The sequence below is a fragment of the Derxia gummosa DSM 723 genome, assembly GCF_000482785.1.
In the GTDB taxonomy this organism is placed as follows: Bacteria; Pseudomonadota; Gammaproteobacteria; order Burkholderiales; family Burkholderiaceae_E; genus Derxia; species Derxia gummosa.
This window is the reverse complement of record NZ_AXWS01000007.1, coordinates 1,103,553-1,120,624: the sequence shown is the minus strand read 5'-3', so window position 1 is coordinate 1,120,624 and position 17,072 is coordinate 1,103,553. Positions and strand designations below refer to the sequence as shown.

6 protein-coding genes are annotated in these 17,072 nt (G+C 70.5%); 1 reads left to right on the top strand and 5 read right to left on the bottom strand.

Annotated elements, in window-relative coordinates; all coding sequences use genetic code 11:
• Positions 1–3 precede the first annotated feature (3 nt).
• Genes H566_RS29380 through H566_RS0105980 form a run of 3 tightly spaced genes read right to left on the bottom strand, consistent with a single transcriptional unit; the run spans position 4 to position 14,570 of the window.
• The gene (locus H566_RS29380) at positions 4–1,356 is read right to left on the bottom strand and encodes a caspase family protein (protein ID WP_028310729.1); all 1,353 of its coding nucleotides are present in this window, start codon (positions 1,354–1,356) and stop codon (positions 4–6) included.
• Complete coding sequence (locus H566_RS0105985) at positions 1,353–12,839, bottom strand: two-partner secretion domain-containing protein (RefSeq protein ID WP_084544802.1); 11,487 nt, start codon at positions 12,837–12,839, stop codon at positions 1,353–1,355. The genes H566_RS29380 and H566_RS0105985 overlap by 4 nt, the downstream gene beginning before the upstream one ends.
• A 33-nt stretch (positions 12,840–12,872) precedes the next feature.
• Entirely contained in the window at positions 12,873–14,570 is a 1,698-nt protein-coding gene (locus H566_RS0105980) for a ShlB/FhaC/HecB family hemolysin secretion/activation protein (RefSeq protein WP_169732491.1), read from the bottom strand.
• 331 nt (positions 14,571–14,901) lie between these two features.
• Here H566_RS0105980 and H566_RS23240 point away from each other — a divergent pair, with 331 nt between their 5' ends.
• On the top strand, positions 14,902–15,411 hold the full coding sequence (locus H566_RS23240) for a DUF2726 domain-containing protein (RefSeq protein WP_084544800.1): 510 nt from the start codon (positions 14,902–14,904) through the stop codon (positions 15,409–15,411).
• Positions 15,412–15,501: 90 nt separating this feature from the next.
• Here H566_RS23240 and trmB read toward each other — a convergent pair whose 3' ends face one another.
• Both trmB and H566_RS0105965 read right to left on the bottom strand, forming a co-directional pair.
• Positions 15,502–16,224, bottom strand: a complete 723-nt coding sequence (trmB, locus tag H566_RS0105970; protein WP_028310726.1) for a tRNA (guanosine(46)-N7)-methyltransferase TrmB — start codon at positions 16,222–16,224, stop codon at positions 15,502–15,504.
• A 7-nt stretch (positions 16,225–16,231) separates the two neighbouring features.
• On the bottom strand, positions 16,232–17,032 hold the full coding sequence (locus H566_RS0105965; protein WP_028310725.1) for a thiazole synthase: 801 nt from the start codon (positions 17,030–17,032) through the stop codon (positions 16,232–16,234).
• Positions 17,033–17,072: the final 40 nt, after the last annotated feature.

Here is a 17,072-nt window from a genome sequence, read left to right as displayed (position 1 = left end):
CCCTCACTTGCGTTCGTTGCCGAGGCGCGCCGGCGGCGTGTAGCCGAGTTCAAGCGCGCGGGCCTCGTAGCGCGCGGCGAGCAGCGACTGGTCGAGTTCGGCGTAGTAGCGCGACAGCTCGTAGCTCGCGATCCCGTTGCCGAGGCCGGCCGCGTACTGCATCCAGCCTTCGTAGCGTCCGCCGTCCTTGCGCAATTCGAGGCGGCCGAGACGCATGGCCGCATCCTTGTCGCCGCGTGCCGCCTTGTAGACCTCGGCGGCGAGCTGACTGTCGGCGGCGGGCTGGAAGGCGCTGCGGTAAAGCCGCACGTCGTTTCGGCGCAAGACGGCCGCGGCCCGCTCCGCGCCGACCCGCGCGACCCGCACCCGGCTGACCAGCGCGCCGTTCTGGAAGCGCTTGAGGTAGTCATCGCAAAGCCGGACGACATCAGCCGCCCACAGGCTGTCCTCGATGCGCTGCCACAGCGCTTCCTCCTCCTCGGCGGTTGCCGGGGGCGGCAAGGCTTCACGCGGCGGCGATACCCGCACGCGCGAGCGCAGGTTCTCCGTCGTGAACGGATCCTGCGCCACCACCTGGATGGCCTTGATCGGATGGTTGAGCATGGTCTGGTTCACGTCGAGCTTCACGAGCTGGAACAGCTCGGAGAAGCTCGTCGCGTTGTCCACGCTTGCGAGCAGACGCACCAGCGAGTCGGTGTAGAAGGTGCGCTTGTCCGGCACGGCGGGGGCGATGGCCGGCCGGCCCGCGCCGGTGGAGTAGGAGATGAGCCAGCCCTCGGGTGCTTCCACCTGGTTGAGGCCCTCGGTCGTCTCTCGCACCAACTTGAGCGAGGTGCGGCAGGCATCGATGATGGCAATGCTCAGGCCTTCGGGTCGCGCCGGCAGCTGTTCGATCACATGCTTCGAGAGCCGGATGCTCAGTTCCGGCTCCTTGCGCGCGACTTCGAGGTCGGCATCGGCGCCGACGAGCAGGTTTTCCGACCGCTCCTGCAATCCGTGCCCGGTGAAGTAGACCAGTGCGATGCAGTCACGCGGCTGGCTGCGCAGCATGGTGCCGAACTGCGTGATCGCCGAACGCACGACATCCGCGCGCTGGTCGATGACCGTTGTCGTGCTGAAGCCGCGCTGTTCGAGCGCCTCGCGCAGATCGGTCACGTTCTTCGGGACCGGCGGCAGATCGTAAGGAGACGGATATCGACTGTTGCCGAGCAGCAGAGCAAAGCGCGGAGCTCGCTCGATGCGCGTATCGATCTCCAGACTGCCGACGGCCGCATCGGCAGCCGGCAGCGCGAGGGCGAGCGGACTGGTGGCGAGCGCCGTCAGCACGCGGCGCCGGAGCGTGTTGATGGGATTCATTGGCACGACAGGCTTCCTCCAAGGGGTTCGCAGCTGTCCGGGCGAGTAATGTCGCCCGAGCCTTCGGTGGCGGCGCGCCCTGGACCCACCTCGGCGATGACACCCGAACGCAGGCGCGGCGCGACGTTCTCGGTGCGTACGGTCGATTCGAACTGCTCGCGGCGCGCGGCCTCGATGATCGCGATGATCGCCGACAGCGCGCCGGTCGCCTGGGGCGTGCTCGGCAGCACGCCGTTGTAGGCAACGGGGATGTAGTCGAGGCGTCCCGCGCCCGGGTAGAACAGGCGGTAGTTGCCGTCCGCCGTCAGATCGCCGTTGAGGAAGATCGTCTGGTTCGCCGGGCGTGACAGCGGGAAGGGGTTCACCACGACATAGCCGCCGCCGCTCGCCATCCCGTTCAAGCTGACGGAGCGTTGCTGGCCGATCCTCACGTTCACGCCCGACTGATCGCTCGAACCGAAGGGGGCGGGCAGTTCCGCCGTCGAGACCGGCGCGGCGGGCGTGAGGGTGGTCGTGCTCAGCGTCGTGAGTTCGAGCGCGGCGAGCTGGCGCGCCGGGTCGATGCCCGCCTGATCCCAGTAGGGCAGGCGGGCGACGACGGGCGAGGCTCGCATGCCGCTGCCGACCGGCGTCGCGGGCGAGGTGATGCTCGTCGCCGTCAGCCGCACGAGGTCGGCCTCGATGCCGGCTTGCATCGCGGCGCCGGCTTCCGGCGTGCCGAGGTCGCTGCCGCGCACGTTGAGCGTACCGGTCGTGGTGATCTTGACCTGCGACAGCCATTGCTCCGTCCCGTTGTTCCGGAGAGGCGCCATGCCCTCGACGAGAGTGGCCTCGGTCGCTGCGGGCGGCGGGCTGTCAACAATCGCGGACAGTCCGCCGCCGAGCTTGTTGCCGTCGCCCGTGAGACTGATCGATGCGCCCTTTGTCGTGTGCAGGTTGAGCTGGCTGCCCGCGTGCGTGATGACGCTTGTCGAGGCGGCATCGCTGATTCCGTCCTCGGCGTAGTAGAGCCGCAGCGGGTTCGAACCGCCGCGCGAGCCTGGGTAGACGAGCGCGCTCTGGCCGTTGGCGGCGAGGATCTCGTTGCCCTTGGTCTGCTCTTCGTTCGAGACGAAGGTCAGCGCGCCACTCTTCAGGTCGAGCGTGCCGAGAAGATAGATCCTGCCGTTGGCTTCCACCGTGGCGGCACCGCTCGTCTGTGTCCAGACGGAGCCGGCGGCGAGCGTGGCTGTGCCGGTGCTTTTCACATCCACCGAGGCGTCGCCGCTCGTGGTCATGTTCCCGCTGACGGTGAAGTCGCCCCCTACGTTTGCCGCGAGCTTGCCGCCTTCGACGGCGAGGCTGCCGGGCACCGCGAGCGCCGCGCCTGTGACGAGGGTCAGGTTGCCGCGCTGTTGGCGCAGGGTGCCGGTGATCGTCATCGCGCCGGCGCTGGTGACGCTGCTCGCGCTGCCGGCGTCGACGAGCACCAGCAGGCTGTTGTCGCCGCTGTCCGCCGCCTTGCCGATCGTGAGCGCGCCGGCTTCTGTCCCGTTCGCGCGGGTGCGCAGCACCAGCCCCGCGTCGCCGCTTCCCGCGCCGCCGATTTCGCCTCGGATCACGAGATTGCCCAGGCTCGAGAGCGAAACGTGCCGAGCATGTACGGTGAGCTGGTTCTGGAAGCTGCCGCCGCTTGCCGTGCCGGTGTTGAGTGGGTTGCCGACGGTGATGGCATGGCCGGTCGCATCAAGAGTGATGTTCTTGCCGGTCAGGCTGGCTTGTGTGGCCGAGCCGTTGTCGTAGTACTGGTCGCCGGCGAGCGTCTGGACGGTTGCGCCGTCGGCGAGTTCGATGCCGCCCGTCGAGCTGATGGCGCGGCCGGCGTCCGAGCTGCCAGTCAGGACGCCGGTGGCGGTGATATTGCCGCCAGCCTTCAGCAGGCCGCTGTTGGTGAGCGTGGCGACACTGATGGCACCGCCCGTCGTCAGCGTGCCGGTGTTGTCGGTGGCGCCCGTCGTCGTGAGCGTCTGGCTGATGGTGGCCGTGCCGTTGTTGGACAGCGAGGTCGCGGTCAGACCCTGGCCGGCCATCAGGCTGCCGTCGTTCTTCACCGCGCCGAGGGTTTCGTTTCCCTGGAGGACGAGCGTGGCATCGCGCTTGATCGTGACCCTCGCCGCGTCGAGGATGCGGCCCGTGCTGGTGGCAGTCAGCCTGCCGCCCTCGACCGTGATGTCGGCGGCGCTCGTGCCGGCGAGGGTGGAGGCGCCGCCGTGCTGCACCAGGGCTCCCCTGCCGAGATTGGCGTTGATCGTCGCGCCATCGATCCGGGTGGTCGTGGCCGTGAGCGTGCCGGTGCCCGCGAGCGTGGCGCCGGTGAGCTGGAGCGTCGCGACGCTTTCGTTGAAGGCGCCGAGGTCGAGCGTGCCGCCATTGCTGGCGGTGACGGCCAGTTCGTCACCGAGGCGATCGGCGGCCGACAGGCTCACGCTGCCACCGGTGATGTCGAGCCTGCCGTTTCTCAGGTGACCGTCGAGCACTGTCGTTCCGCCACTGTTGTCGACCGCGCCGGCGAGGTCGGTGGCGATGCGCGCGCCCCCCGAGAGCGTGGCCTTGTGACCGGCGCTGATCGTCAGCAGGAGAGGCGTGCCGGCCGCCGAGGACGAGGCGAGGAGGTCGGCGGTCGAGACCTGGTCGGCGCCGAGCGTGCCGCCGACCAAGGCGAGATCACCCACGGTCTCGCTCGTGTCCAGTACGAGGCGCGCACTGGCGTTGACCCTCACCGAGGATTCATCGGCGATGGCCTGTCCCCCCGCGAGGCGCAGGTCGCCGCCGTTGACGGTGGTCGTCCCGGTGTAGCGGTTGACGCCCGACAGCGTGACGCTGCCGGCCCCGGTCTTGTCGAGGGTGGCGTGGACGCCGGCCGCGTCGGTCAGGTTCGCCGAGATGCTGCCCTGCTGCACGGTGAAGCCGACGCCGGCGAGCGTCTGGCCGTCGCCGACGATGCTGCCGTTCACGAGCCTGACCTGACCGACCGTCTCGCTCCCGCCGGCGTTGGTGTTGGCGAGAGCCAGCACCGCGCCCGCGCCGTCGATCATCACCGCGCCGGTATCCGCGAGCGCGGTTCCGTCGGCGCTTGCGAGTTGCAGCGTGCCGGCATTCACCGTGGTGCCGCCGGTGTAGCTGTTGCTGCCGGAAAGGGTGACGGTGTCGGTGCCGGTCTTGACCAGATCGGCATGCTTGCCGGCGGCATCGGCGAGGCGGGCCGAGATGCTGCCCTTCGTGACGTTGAAGTGGGACGCCGCGAGCGTCTGGTCGCCGCCGGTGATGCTGCCGTTGAGCAGCGTCACGCCGCCGACCGTCTCGCTGCGGGCGGCGTTGCCGCTGGCCAGATCGAGGTGCGCGGCGTCGCCGTTGATGATGACCTCGCCCGTATCGGCAAGCGCCGTGCCGGTCGTGCTGGCGAGCCGCAGCACGCCCTCGGTCACGGTGGTGGTGCCGGTGAAGCGGTTGCTGCCCGAGAGCACGACCGTCCCCTCGGTCGTCTTGGTGAGCGCGCCTTCGCCGGCAAGTGCCGCCGACACGCTGCCCGCGCGCAGATCGAATGCGCTGCCACTGAGCGCAGCGCTCGCGCGAGTGGTGATGCCGAGCGTGCCCGCCGCGTTGTCGGCGGAGACGCTGCCCGACAGCAGATGCAGCGTGCCGGTCGTGACCGTATGGCCCGCGAGCGCAAGCGTGCCGCCATCCACGGTCGTCTCGGACGCGGGCGCGAAAAGCTCGTTGCCGGTGAGTTCGAGCGTGCCGCCCCTGACCGAGATGCTCGTGGCATCGATCCTGGCGCCCAGGCTGATCGTGCCGTCGGTGGTCTTGGTCAGCGTGCCGGCGCCGAGCGCGCCGTCGACCGTGCCGGAACGCAGCGTGTAGTTGGCGGCCACGAGCTTGCCTGTGCCCGGGCTGTCGCCGATGCGGCCGGCACCCGTGCCGTCGGCGCCGCCGACGATGACTTCATTGACCGTGGCGGTGAAACCGTCGAGCTCGACATTCGCGGTCACGGTGCCGGTCTGGCTCACGTCGAGCGTCGCGCTGTGGTTCAGCACGTCGGCGTGACCGAGCGCGAGGGTGCCGCCGTTGACGGTGATGCTCGTCGCCGCCACGTCGTCGCCGACCGTGAGCCTGCCGCCCGTCACCAGCAGGTTCGCGCCTTCGAGCTTGCCCGTGGCCGTCATCGTGCCGGCCGCGACCGTCAGGTCGGCCGCGATCGAATGGCCGGCGGTGAGGCTCAGCGCCCCGGTGCTGTCCTTGGCGGCGCTGCCCGCGCCGAGATTGGCGTCGACCGTGCCGGCGGCAAGCGCATAGCCGTCGGTGGCGACGAGCCGGCCGCTGCCGGTGATCGTCCCGGCCCGGGCGCCGTCGGCGCTGCCGAGGCGAAGCGTGGCGACCGTCTCGGTCCGGCTGCCGAGGTCGAGGGTTGCGCCATCGCCCGCCACGACCACCGTCGCGCCGTTGTCGAGGCGCTCGTCTGCGCCGAGCGCGAGCCTGCCGCCAGTGATCGTGATCTGCGTGCCATCGATGTTGCCGTTCGCGAGCAGCGTTCCGGCGTTCACCACCACCGGGCCCGCGATGCGGCGGTCCGCCGTCAGCGTGACGGTGCCGTGCTCGGGATCACGCGGGTCGTCGTTCTTGGTGGCGGTACCGGCGCCGAGGTTGGCGTCGAGCGTGCCGGACAGCAGGTTGTAGCCCGAGGCCGAGGTCAGCGTCGCGCTGCCGGCAAGCCTGCCGCCGGCCAGCGTGAACGCGCCGACGGTTTCGGACAGCGCCGCGAGGTCCAGCGTGCCGCTGCTGACCGTGACGGCCGCCAGATCGCCGATATGCCCTTCGCCAGCGAGCGTGCCCGACAGCGTGAGCGTGCCGCCCCGCACGTCGAGTGTGCTCTGCGTGCCGGAGCCGGCGCCCATGCCGAGCGTGCCGGCGAGCAGCACGCTGCCGTCGGTGGACTTGACCGCATCGCCGAGTCCGAGCCCGGCGTTGATCGTCCCCTGCCTGAGCGCGTAGCTGGCCGCGGTGAGCGTGCCGCTGCCGTCCAGCACGCCGCCGGTCTGGCTGCTTGCGTCGAGGGCGAAGCTGCCGACCGTCTCGCTCAGCGCGCCGAGCGCGAGCCTGCCGTCGCGGAGCGTGACGCTGCTGTTGTCGCCCAGATGGTTGCCCTCGCCCGCCAGCGCGAGCGTGCTGCCCTCGCCGATCGTGATCGTGCTGCGGCCGGCGGCCGCGTCACGGCCGATGCTGCCGCTCAGCGTGACGGTGCCGCCCGCCGAGAGCGTCGCGCTGCCTCCGCCGAGATGGCCCGAGACGGTGCCCGATCGCAGGTCGTAGGTGGCCGCCGTGAGCACACCGTTGGCGGCGTCGGCGCCCGTGCTGGCGATCTCGCCGCCTGCGAGCGCGACGCTGGCGGCCGTCGCGGCATGGCCCGCGAGGTCGAGCGTGCCGCCGGTGACGGCGACATGGGTGTTGCTGCCGAAGGTGCCGGGGGCGCCGAGCACCACGCTGCCTTGCCGGATGTCGAGACTGCTCGTGCCGACGGCGGCGCCCGCGCCGATCACGCCGGTGAGCGTGACCGTGCCATCGCTGGTCTTCATGGCGGAACCCGCACCCAGATTGCCGGCGATGCTGCCGGCGTTGAGCGTGTAGCTCGCGGCGTCGAGCCGGCCGTCACCGGTCACGGCACCGGCCTGGCCACCGTCGGCGCCGCCGAGCACGAGACTGGCTGCCCGCGCCACCGCGCCGTTGCCGAGATCGAGCGTGGCGGCGCCGGTGCCGGTCGCGGCCACCGTGAGCGCGGCGTCGCCGTCCAGCGCGGCGTTCGATCTGACCGCGAGCGTGCCGTCGGTGACGAGAATGTCGCGGCCGGCGGCGCCGACCGTGCCAGTCGCTTCGAGCCGGCCACCTTCCGCCACCCGCACTTCGCCGTCGAGCCTGCCGGTCGCGGTCACCGCAACCGTGCCGCCGCCGGTCATGCCGAACACGTCGCCCGAAGCATGGCTGCCGAGGCGTGTCGCGACCGTGCCCGAACGCAATGCGTAGCCGCCGGCCGAATCGAGGCCGCCCGCGCCCGTGACGGTGCCCGTGCTCGTGTCGCCGCCGACCGTGCCGAGCGTGAAGTCGGCGACCGAGGCGGTATGGCCGTTGAAGTCGAGCGTCGCGCCGGCGTCGCCGCCGCGCGCCACGGTGAGCGCGGCCAGCGGATTGAGCAGGCCGTCGTTCTGGAGCTGCAGCGTGCCGGCGCTGACGGTCACCTGTGTCGCCGAGGTTTGCGCCGCGGTGTTCAGCAGCAGCGTGCCGCCGTCCACGACGATGACCTTGCCCGAGAGCCGGCCGTTCGCCTGCAGGCTGCCTTCGCGGACCGTGAGGTCGCCGGTGATCGTGCCGCCGCTCGCGAGCGTGACGGCGCCGAAGCCGGTCTTGGTCGCGGCCTCGGTGTGCGCGGCATCGCCGAGCGTGCTGCCGACCGTTCCCGAGCGGAGGTCGAAGCCGTCGGTCGCGGTCAGCGTGCCGCCGCCCGTGATGCTGCCAGCGCCGGCGGCCGCAGTGCCGGCGTCGCTGCCGGCGACGCCGAGCCGCACGCTGGCGACGCCGGCATCGAAGCCCTTGAGGTCGAGCGTGGCCGTGGACGCCCCCGCGGCCGTCGCGACCACCAGCGCCGCGCCAGCGTCGAGCAGGCCCGAAGCGCCGAGTTCGAGCGTGCCGCCCTCGATGGAGAGCAGGCGATTGGCGGGCGTGTCGCTGGCCACGGTGATGCCGGCGTTGGTGCTCACCGTTCCGTTGCCCGACTTGACGATGCGGCTGTCGGTGGTCGAAAGCGCGACACCGTCGATCTGTCCGCCCACGAGGCGGATGGCCGGCGTGGTGGCCGAATCGGCGCCGGTCGCGGTCAGCTTGCCGCCCCCCGCGCCGCTGAGCGTGCCGGTCAGGCCCGCATCGCCGAGCTGGAACGTCGTGAGCGTCACGGTGTTCGCGCCGAGCGCGAGCTCGGCGTTGCCGCCGGCGCTGCCCGCGACGGTGACGCTCGCGGTCGCGGTCAGCGCATCGGCTCCGTTGATGGAAAGCCTGCCGCCGTCGATGAGGATCTGTCCGCCGAGATTGCCCGCGCCGCCGCTGCCCGCGAGCCGCAGTTCGCCGCCGCTCACCGTCGTGCCGTCGCTGCCGATGCGCGCATCGGTGCCGATGGTGACGAGCGTGTCCCCCGTCTTGTGCGTGCTGCCGCCGAGCAGTTGCGCGTTGTCGATCGCACCGTTGACGAGGTCGTAGCGGTTGCTGATGCCGCTGCCCAGCGTCAGCCGAGCCCCGGATCCCGCAACGCTGCTGCCGATCGCACCCGCGCCGTCCGCCGTGCCGAGCGTGACGCTCTTGAGGGTCGTGTGGTGGCCGGCAAGGTCGAGCGCTGCCGGCGCGATGCCGGTCCGCGCGATCGTGAGCGCGGTGTTCGCGGTCAGTGCCTCGTCCGTGCCCAGCCGGAGCGTGCCGCCGTTGACGGTCACGTTCGTCGCGTCGCGCGAGCCGGCGAGGAGCATCGTGCCGCCGGTGACCCGGAGGTCGGGACTGCCGAGCCCGGCTGTGTCGGCGCCCAGGATGAGCGTGGTGCCGCCGCCGCGCTGCTCGATCGTGCCGGTGCCGCCGATCCCGCCGCTGATGCCGGTGGTGTCGTAACCGGCCGTGAATGCGACCGTCGTGCCGTCGGACAGCGTGGCGCGGCCCATTCCCAGCGCCGTGTCCGACGCGACGGCCAGCGTGCCGCCGGTGATGTCGGTGGCGCCGGTACGCCCCGCCCCGTTGCCGCTCAGCGTGAGCACGCCGTCGCCCTGCCGGAGGATCCGGCCCGCGCCCGACAGGTTGTTGCGCACCTCGTAATCGCCGTCGCGCGCGAAGCGCAACTCGGCCGCGCCGTCGAGTGTGATGGCGCCGGTGCCCGTGCCGCCGTTGGTTCCGCCGGCCTGGCCGATCTGGAGCACGCCTTCGGTCACCACGATGGGGCCGGTGAGTCCGCTGTTGTCGCCACCGAGGGTGACCGTGCCGTTGCCGGTCTTGGTCAAGGTCGCGCCGCCATCGAGGTTGGCCGAGATGCTGCCCTGGACGACATTGAACTGGCCGCCCGTGCCGGGCAAGGTGATCGACAGTCTGCCGCTGCCGGTCACGTCGCCGCTCGTGAGCACGAGATTGCCGATCGTCTCGTCGTTGGTGCCGAGGGCGAGCACGGCGCGGCCGGCGGCGGTTGCGTAGTTGGTCGAGGCCAGCGTGACCGAGGTTATGTCGCCGATGCGGTCGGAGCCGCCCAGCGCGAGCGTGCCCTCCTCGATGACAAGCGAGGCGGCGACGATGCGGCCGTTCGAGTCCAGCGTGACCGTGCCGCCGGTCGTGCTGCCGTCGGCGGTCTTGGTGACCGTGACGCCTGAGAGCACGGTGTCGACCGTGCCGCGATGCAGCGTCGCGGTGGAGGCATCGATGCTGCCGCCTCCCGAAATGCTGCCGGCCAGACCGTCGCCGCTGCCGAGCACGAGGCCGCCGAGCGTGACCGTGCCGCCGCCGGTGTCGAAGCGGGCATTGGCGTCGGTGTTGCCCGCCACCGTCATGCTTGGCGCCGCGAGACTGCCTTCCGGAGCCAGGAGGCTTCCGGTCGCCCCCAGCTTGAGCGTGCCGCCGGCGATGTTGACGTGCGTCGTGATGAGTCTGCCGTTGACATCGAGTTCGCCGGCCTGCACCGAGACCAGCGTGTCGGTCATCGTGGTGCCCCTCGTGAGCACCACGGTACGGTTGCTGGCCTTGGTGATCGCCCCCGCGCCGCCGGCACTGAGGAGGTTGGCGCCGACCTCGCCGGCATTCAGCAGGAAACGGCTGGCCTGGATGGTCGTCGCGGCACCGCTGCCGGTAAGCGTCGCGAGGCCACTGCCTTCGGCATCTCCGAGCGTGAGGCTGTCGAGCCTGATGCTGTTGGCGATGATCAGCGTTCCGCCGTCATGCACCGTCACCGACGAGTTGTCGTTGATTGCGCCGCCGGAGTCGATGTTCACGGCGCCGCCATTGATCGTCAGATCACCGGCAATGCGGCCGTTGATCGTCACCGTGCCGTTGCTGGTGGCACCGGTCGCGGCCTTGCTGACGGCCCCGACGAGATCGGCATTGATGGCGCCGTCGAACAGGACATGGCTCGCGGCGGTGAGCTGGCCGCCGCCGTTCAGGCTGCCGGTCGCATCCGGACCGGTACCGCCGAGCGTGAAGCTCGCGGCTGTCGTGTTGTGGTCGTTGAGGTTGAGCGTGGGGCTGCCGGCGGCCCCACCGGACACGATGACGGCGGCGCCATGCAGGACATCGTCGGCGCCCAGGCTGAGCGTGCCGGCCGTGACGCGGATGTCGGTCACGGTGGCCTCGGTCGTGCTGCTGCGGCCATTGAGTTCCAGCGTGCCGCCGCTGACGAGCAGGTGACCGGCACCGAAATCGCTGGCCAGCGCCAGCGTGTCGCCGCGCGCCTCGATGGTGTTGCCGGCGCCAGCGACGATGTTCCTGGGGTCCGCCGCCGCGGTGAAGGCCAGCGTCGAGTTGCCGTTGAGTCTGGTCACGCCGGAACCCAGCGCGTTGGCATGGCCGATGACGAGCGTGCCCGCGTCATTCACCGTGATGCCGCCGCTCAGGCCGCTGTTGTCGCCCGACAGCGTCAGCGTGCCGTCACCACGCTTCACCAGCGCGCCTGCGCCACTGAGTCCGCTGGCGATGCCGTTGCCGCCGACGTTGAGCGTGACCGTTCCCGACAGCGTCGCGGCGCCGAGCGTGAGGTTGCCCGAGGTGATGCTGTTGCCGTTCAGGCTGTTGGTGCCGCTGCTGCCCGTGTTCGAGATGGTGACCGCCGCGCTGCCTGCGTTCAGCGCCACGCCGGCGGCGAGCGTCACGCCACCAGCGTTGGTCGCGGAAGCGCCAGCGTTAGCGTTGAGTGCGATGCCGCCCGCCACGTTCAGGTCGGCGTTCACCGCGATGCTGTTGCCGGCCTCGAGCGTGAGCGAACCGGCCTTGGTGCCGGTGACCTCCGCGCCCACGGTGATGTTGTTGGTTGCCTGGAGCCGCACGTCGGTGCCGCTGCCGCCGGCGTCGAGTTGGCGGCTCACCGAGTCGGCGTTGATCAGGCTGTCCGTGCCGCCGCCGGTTCCGAAGACCAGCGTGGGCGAGGCGAGATCCGTGCCGGTGCCGTCCACGATGCTGATGTTTCGTGGATCTAGCAGCAGCGTGCCATTGCGCCCCGGCGCGCCACTAAGATCGGCCGTGCCCCCGAAGGCCAGCATCGTCTTGCCAGACACCTCCGCGAAGCCGCCCGAGCCGCTGCCAGCACCCCGCGCCGTGATCGCGCCGGCGTAGCGCGTCGCCTCGTCCGACCAGACGATCACCCGCCCGCCGTCGCCCGTGCCGGTGGCGTCCGCGGCGATCGTCGCGCCGGCGCGTACCGTCACCATCGACGCGTTCCGCACCTCGTTGCCGGCGCCGTGGAGATCGCCGCCAATGCGGACCGAGCCGCCGCCTGTCGCACCGCTCGCGTGGACATGCGCCGTGCTGTCCAGCAGCACCTTGTCGCCGGTGACTGTGACCGAGCCTCCCTGACCTGTCGCGCTGCTCGCGTCGACAGTGCCGGCCACCGCCACGATGCCGGTGTCGCCTCCGCCGATGACGACACGCCCGCCCTGGCTGCTCAGGCCGCGCGCGCGCACCAGGCCCTCGGTATTGAGCACGGTGCCGGCGAAGCCCGCGCGCGCCGCCGCGCGCAGTTCAGCCAAGTTGTCGGCAGTCACGCCGCCGAGTTGTTCGAGCCTGGTGTCGACATCGCTCGCCTTGACGTTGAAGAACAGCAGCCCGTCGCCTTCCACGTCCACCAGCACTTCGGTGGCGGCCGCCAGACCCACCCGTGCCGCCTCGATCGCGCCCCGGTTCGTGACCTGGGGCGCGGCCAGCACCACGGTGCCGGCCGGCGCGCTGATGCTGCCCTCGTTGACGACGCTGCCGGTCGTGCCCGACAGCGCCAGTGGTCCGCCAGAGATCACGTTCGGGTTCGAGACGTTCATCGTCGTCGCGACCAGTCCGCCCACGTTCACGCGCGCTCCGGCGCCGAAGACGATGCCGTTCGGATTCACGAGGTAGATGCGTCCGTTGGCCACCATCTGGCCGAGGATGCTCGATGGATCCCAGCCCGTGACCCGGTTGAGCAGCACCGCCGCCGCCGAGGGCTGCATGACGGTGAGCCGCTCGTTCGCGCCGATCGAGAAACTCCGCCAGTCGATGCCGGCGGTCGCACTCGTCTGGTCGATGCGCATCGTCGTCCGGGACGTGTTCGTGACGGTGGCTTCGCCGAAGGTGGCGGTGGGGCCTTCCGGCAGCGCGAAGGCACGGCCGCCGATGAGCATGAGCGCGATGCTCAGGGGTCGCAGGGAGGGACGGCGCTGGGCGCCGGTCGACGCGATGGTGCGAGGCTGTGAAGTCATGGCGGGCTCGACGGGGAAGGGCGGGTTGCGCGATCAGAACTTGCGGGTCAGCTGGAAGTAGATGCGCGGGTTGCGGTTGCTCGGGTCGGCGACCGCGGCGCCCCGGCCCCGCCAGGCCACGCTGGCCTTGGCGATGAAGTCGCGCCCGCCTTCCCAGGCACCGCCGACGCCGCCGCCGGACAGGATTCCGTGATTGATGAAGCTGGACGGCTGGCCGCTCTCGTCGCGGCGAGCGCGCCAGCGCCCCCAGTCGTAGAAGGCGCTGACGACGAACTCGCGCGCCAGGCTGCCGAGCAGGGCCTCGGGCGGCAGTAGGCGCAGTTCGCCCGTGACGAGCACGCCTTCGTCGCCCGTGCCTTCGCCCGGCGCGAAGGCGCGCACGCCTTCGGGCCCTCCGATGCGGAACTGTTCGGTCGTGTCGAGGTTGGTGCGGGCGCGCTGGCCGCGCAGGTTCAGGTAGCCGAGCAGCCGGCCGTTAATGACGGATTGCAGTCGCGTGTAGGCGTAGTTGGCCTTGGCGTAGCGCTCGGGGTTGTCGAGCCCGGCGGGGCGCGGCGAGTCGTAGATGAGCTTGCCCGTCGAGTAGCTCAGTTCGTAGGTGCTGACGGCGCCGCCCGCGAGGCTGTCGCGGAAATCGCCCGACAGCGAAAGCGACTGCGAGTTGGTGTGCTTGTCGGTGTCGATGCCGTTTGCGCCTTGGGCGTCGGAGTAGGACTTCTGCTCGATGCTCGCGAGCACGAAGGTGTTGAGGTTGCGCGACCGGACGATCGGGTAGAGCGCATAGCCCGTGCTCGCGAAGGCATGACCGTGGAGATCGAGCGGCAGGAGCGTCCGGTCCAGCCCGTACTCGACGAAGGACAAGGTCGCGCCGATCTTCAGGCCGTCATCGCCGACCGGGCGCGAATAGCCCGCGAGCGCAAAGCGCAGGCCGGCGTCGGTGGTCGTCAGCGCGTTGACCGAGAGCTTGTCGCCGCGGCCGCCGGGGCTGGCCCAGTCGGCGCCCACGGCCGCGCGCATGAGGCCCGAGTAGCGCGAGCCGAAGTTGTCGATGTCGACGCGGGCCGCCAGGTTGCGCTCGGCGACAGGATGGGCCACGAGCCGCGCGGTGCCCGGCCGGCTGCCCGACCTCACCTCGAAGCGCACGCTGATGCCGTGCAGGTCGTTGAGCAGGAAGATGGTCCGCTCGACCTCGCGCACGGTCAGTACCGCGCCGGGCACGAAGTGGTCGAGGTAGCGCTGGACGACTTCGCGATCGACCGGCAGCGGCTCGGCTGGCCAGACCACGTCCACACGGTCGAGCCAGCCTTCGAGCACCGCTATGCGCACGACACCGTTCTCCGGAACCTGCTCGGGCAGGTAGGCATAGCCGAGGTAGTAGCCGAGCTCTCCCTGGAGATGCCGCGTGACGGCATTGACGGCGTTGATCAGGTCTTCGTAATGCCGATGCGGACCGGTGAAGCCGCGGGTGATGTCCTTGGCGAGCGCTGCGAGTTCGGGAGGGCCGCCTTCGATCCTGTAGTCCGTCACGTCGATCGTGATGTCGTCGTCGGGCTTGCCCAGTTCTCGCGCGACGGGCGCGGCCTGTTCGGGCGGGAGGGTGTCGCGGCGGAAGTCGGGACGGGGTTCCGGGATCTGGGGCAGCACATTCCCGATCGGTACCGTCTGACCCAGGGCGACATCGACAAGACTCAGGGTCGCGACGATTGCCGCGAACGTGTATCGGGCTCGCAAGTGAGTGCTCCTGGAATTGTGATTTCTTGGAATCGCACTGCCCGACGAGGCGAGAGGGCGAACCTCCGTGATCGTGTTTTCGGGCAGTGGCACTGGCAAGCAAGGCAGTCATGTCCGAGGCGTCGGCGCCGACATTCATCTCTATGTCCCGCCGATTGCCGAAATGGGACTGCGATGTCCTCGTCGGGGTGCCGCCTGGTGTCACTCCACGCAGTCGGCGCAGGTCGGTGGTGCCAAACCGCGCAAGACCCGCTTGTCGACGGCTTGGACGCAGGCACAATCGCGCCCCCCGCGCGAGGTGCGCGGGCCTGTCTCACGGAAGTCGCAGTCGATGTCGTCGTTCAACAGCCCGCTGCTGCTCGCGGGCGCGGTGCTGGCAGCGCTTGCTGCCATCGCCCTGCTGGTCTGGTTCCTCCGGCGCGAGAAGCGCTGGCCTTATCACGCGCGGGTGCTCATGACGGCGCCCGAGCAGCGTCTGTACGAGCGCCTGCTGCGCGCGCTGCCCGATCACCAGATCCATGCCCAGGTGCAGCTGTCGCGTGTGCTCGCGGTGGACGAGGGGCATGACGAGCGCGAATGGTTCAACCGCATCAGCCGGATGAGCCTGGACTTCGTGATCTGCCATCCGGATTCGAGCATCGCCGCCGTCATCGAACTGGATGACGCCAGCCACGACCTGCCCGAGCGTCAGGCCGCCGACGCGAAGAAGGACCACGCGCTCGCCTCGGCCGGCGTGCCGATCGTGCGCTGGACGGTGAGGGAGATGCCCGGCGTGCGCGAGATCCGCGCCACGATCCCGCGTGCCAAGGGCGCCGGGATGCGGCCGCGTGCCAGGGATTGAACCGGGAGGTGCCGCGCCATCGCGCGGCCCGGATGGCCGAAAGAGCGCCGCAGGCGCGGCTTCATGGCGCCGGCCTTGCGCCGGCACTCGTCAGCGCTTGCGGAACACCAGGTCCCAGACGCCGTGGCCGAGCTTGAGGCCGCGGTTCTCGAACTTGGTCAGCGGTCGGTAGTCGGGCTTGGGGGCGTAGCCGTCAGCGGTGTTGTCGAGCGCCGGTTCGGCGGACAGCACTTCGAGCATCTGCTCGGCGTATTCCTGCCAGTCGGTCGCGCAATGCAGCCGGCCGCCGGGCGCGAGCTTGCGCGCGGCGAGCGCCACGAAGGGCGGCTGGATCAGGCGGCGCTTGTTGTGCTTCTTCTTGTGCCAGGGGTCGGGGAAGAAGACGTGGATCGCGCCGAGACTGCCGTCCGGCACCATGTCGCGCAGCACCTCGATCGCGTCATGCCGGGCGATGCGCAGGTTGGTGATGCCCTGTTCGCCCGCGAGCTTGAGCAGCGCGCCCACGCCCGGCAGATGCACTTCGCAGCCGAGGGTGTTGGTGTCTGCAAGCGTTTGCGCGATCTGCGCCGTGCTGCCGCCCATGCCGAAGCCGATCTCGAAGATCACCGGGTTGGCGTTGCCGAACAGCGCCGGGAAGTCGAAGGGCTTGTCGGCCGCGTACTCGACCAGATAGCGCGGGCCGAACTCGTCGAGCGCGCGCTGCTGGCCCGGGCCGACGCGGCCGGCGCGCAGCACGAAGCTGCGCACGCCGCGCTTGAGGATGCCGTCGCTGTGGCCGGGTTCTTCCTGCTGCGGGTCCTGCGGGAGCTGCATCCTGGCCTCAGCGCGACGGTGTGATGAGGCCGCCCGTAGGCGACGACGGCGTGGCGCTGTAGAGCTTGCGCGGCATGCGGCCGGCGAGGAAGGCTTCGCGGCCGGCCTCGACGCCCTTGCGCATCGCGCTGGCCATGAGCACCGGGTCCTTCGCGGCGGCGATGGCGGTGTTCATGAGCACGCCGTCGCAGCCGAGTTCCATCGCGATCGCGGCATCGCTCGCGGTGCCGACGCCGGCATCGACGATGACCGGCACCTTGGCCTTGTCGAGGATGAGCTGGAGGTTCCACGGGTTGAGGATGCCCATGCCAGAGCCGATGAGCGAGGCGAGCGGCATGACGGCCACGCAGCCGATCTCTTCGAGCGTCTTGGCGGCGATCGGGTCGTCGCTGCAATAAACCATCACCTCGAATCCTTCTTTGACCAGCACCTTCGCCGCCTCGATGGTCTCGGCCATGTTGGGGTAGAGCGTGTGCGGATCGCCGAGCACTTCGAGCTTGACGAGCGTGTGGTCGTGGCTGTCGGTGGAGAGCAGCTCGCGCGCGAGGCGCAGGGTGCGGATCGCGTCGTCGGCGGTGTAGCAGCCGGCGGTGTTGGGCAGCAGCGTGAATTGCGACGGCGGCAGGAAGTCGAGCAGGCTGGGCGCGCCGGGGTCCTGGCCGATGTTGGTGCGACGGATGGCGACCGTCACGACCTCGGCGCCGCTGGCGTCGATGGCGGCGCGGGTCTGCTCGAAGTCGCGGTACTTGCCGGTGCCGACCAGCAGCCGCGACGTGAAGCGGTGCTTGCCGATGTTGAGCGTGGTCATGGGCTTGTCCTCGGTGGGGCGGCGGAGCCTGTGGGTTCGG

Bases quoted from the DNA above. Each gene is read 5' to 3' on its own strand.
- H566_RS0105965 (WP_028310725.1), bottom strand. From the start codon at position 17,032: ATGACCACGCTCAACATCGGCAAGCACCGCTTCACGTCGCGGCTGCTG.
- trmB (WP_028310726.1), bottom strand. From the start codon at position 16,224: ATGCAGCTCCCGCAGGACCCGCAGCAGGAAGAACCCGGCCACAGCGAC.
- H566_RS0105985 (WP_084544802.1), bottom strand. From the start codon at position 12,839: ATGACTTCACAGCCTCGCACCATCGCGTCGACCGGCGCCCAGCGCCGT.
- H566_RS23240 (WP_084544800.1), top strand. From the start codon at position 14,902: ATGTCGTCGTTCAACAGCCCGCTGCTGCTCGCGGGCGCGGTGCTGGCA.
- H566_RS29380 (WP_028310729.1), bottom strand. From the start codon at position 1,356: ATGAATCCCATCAACACGCTCCGGCGCCGCGTGCTGACGGCGCTCGCC.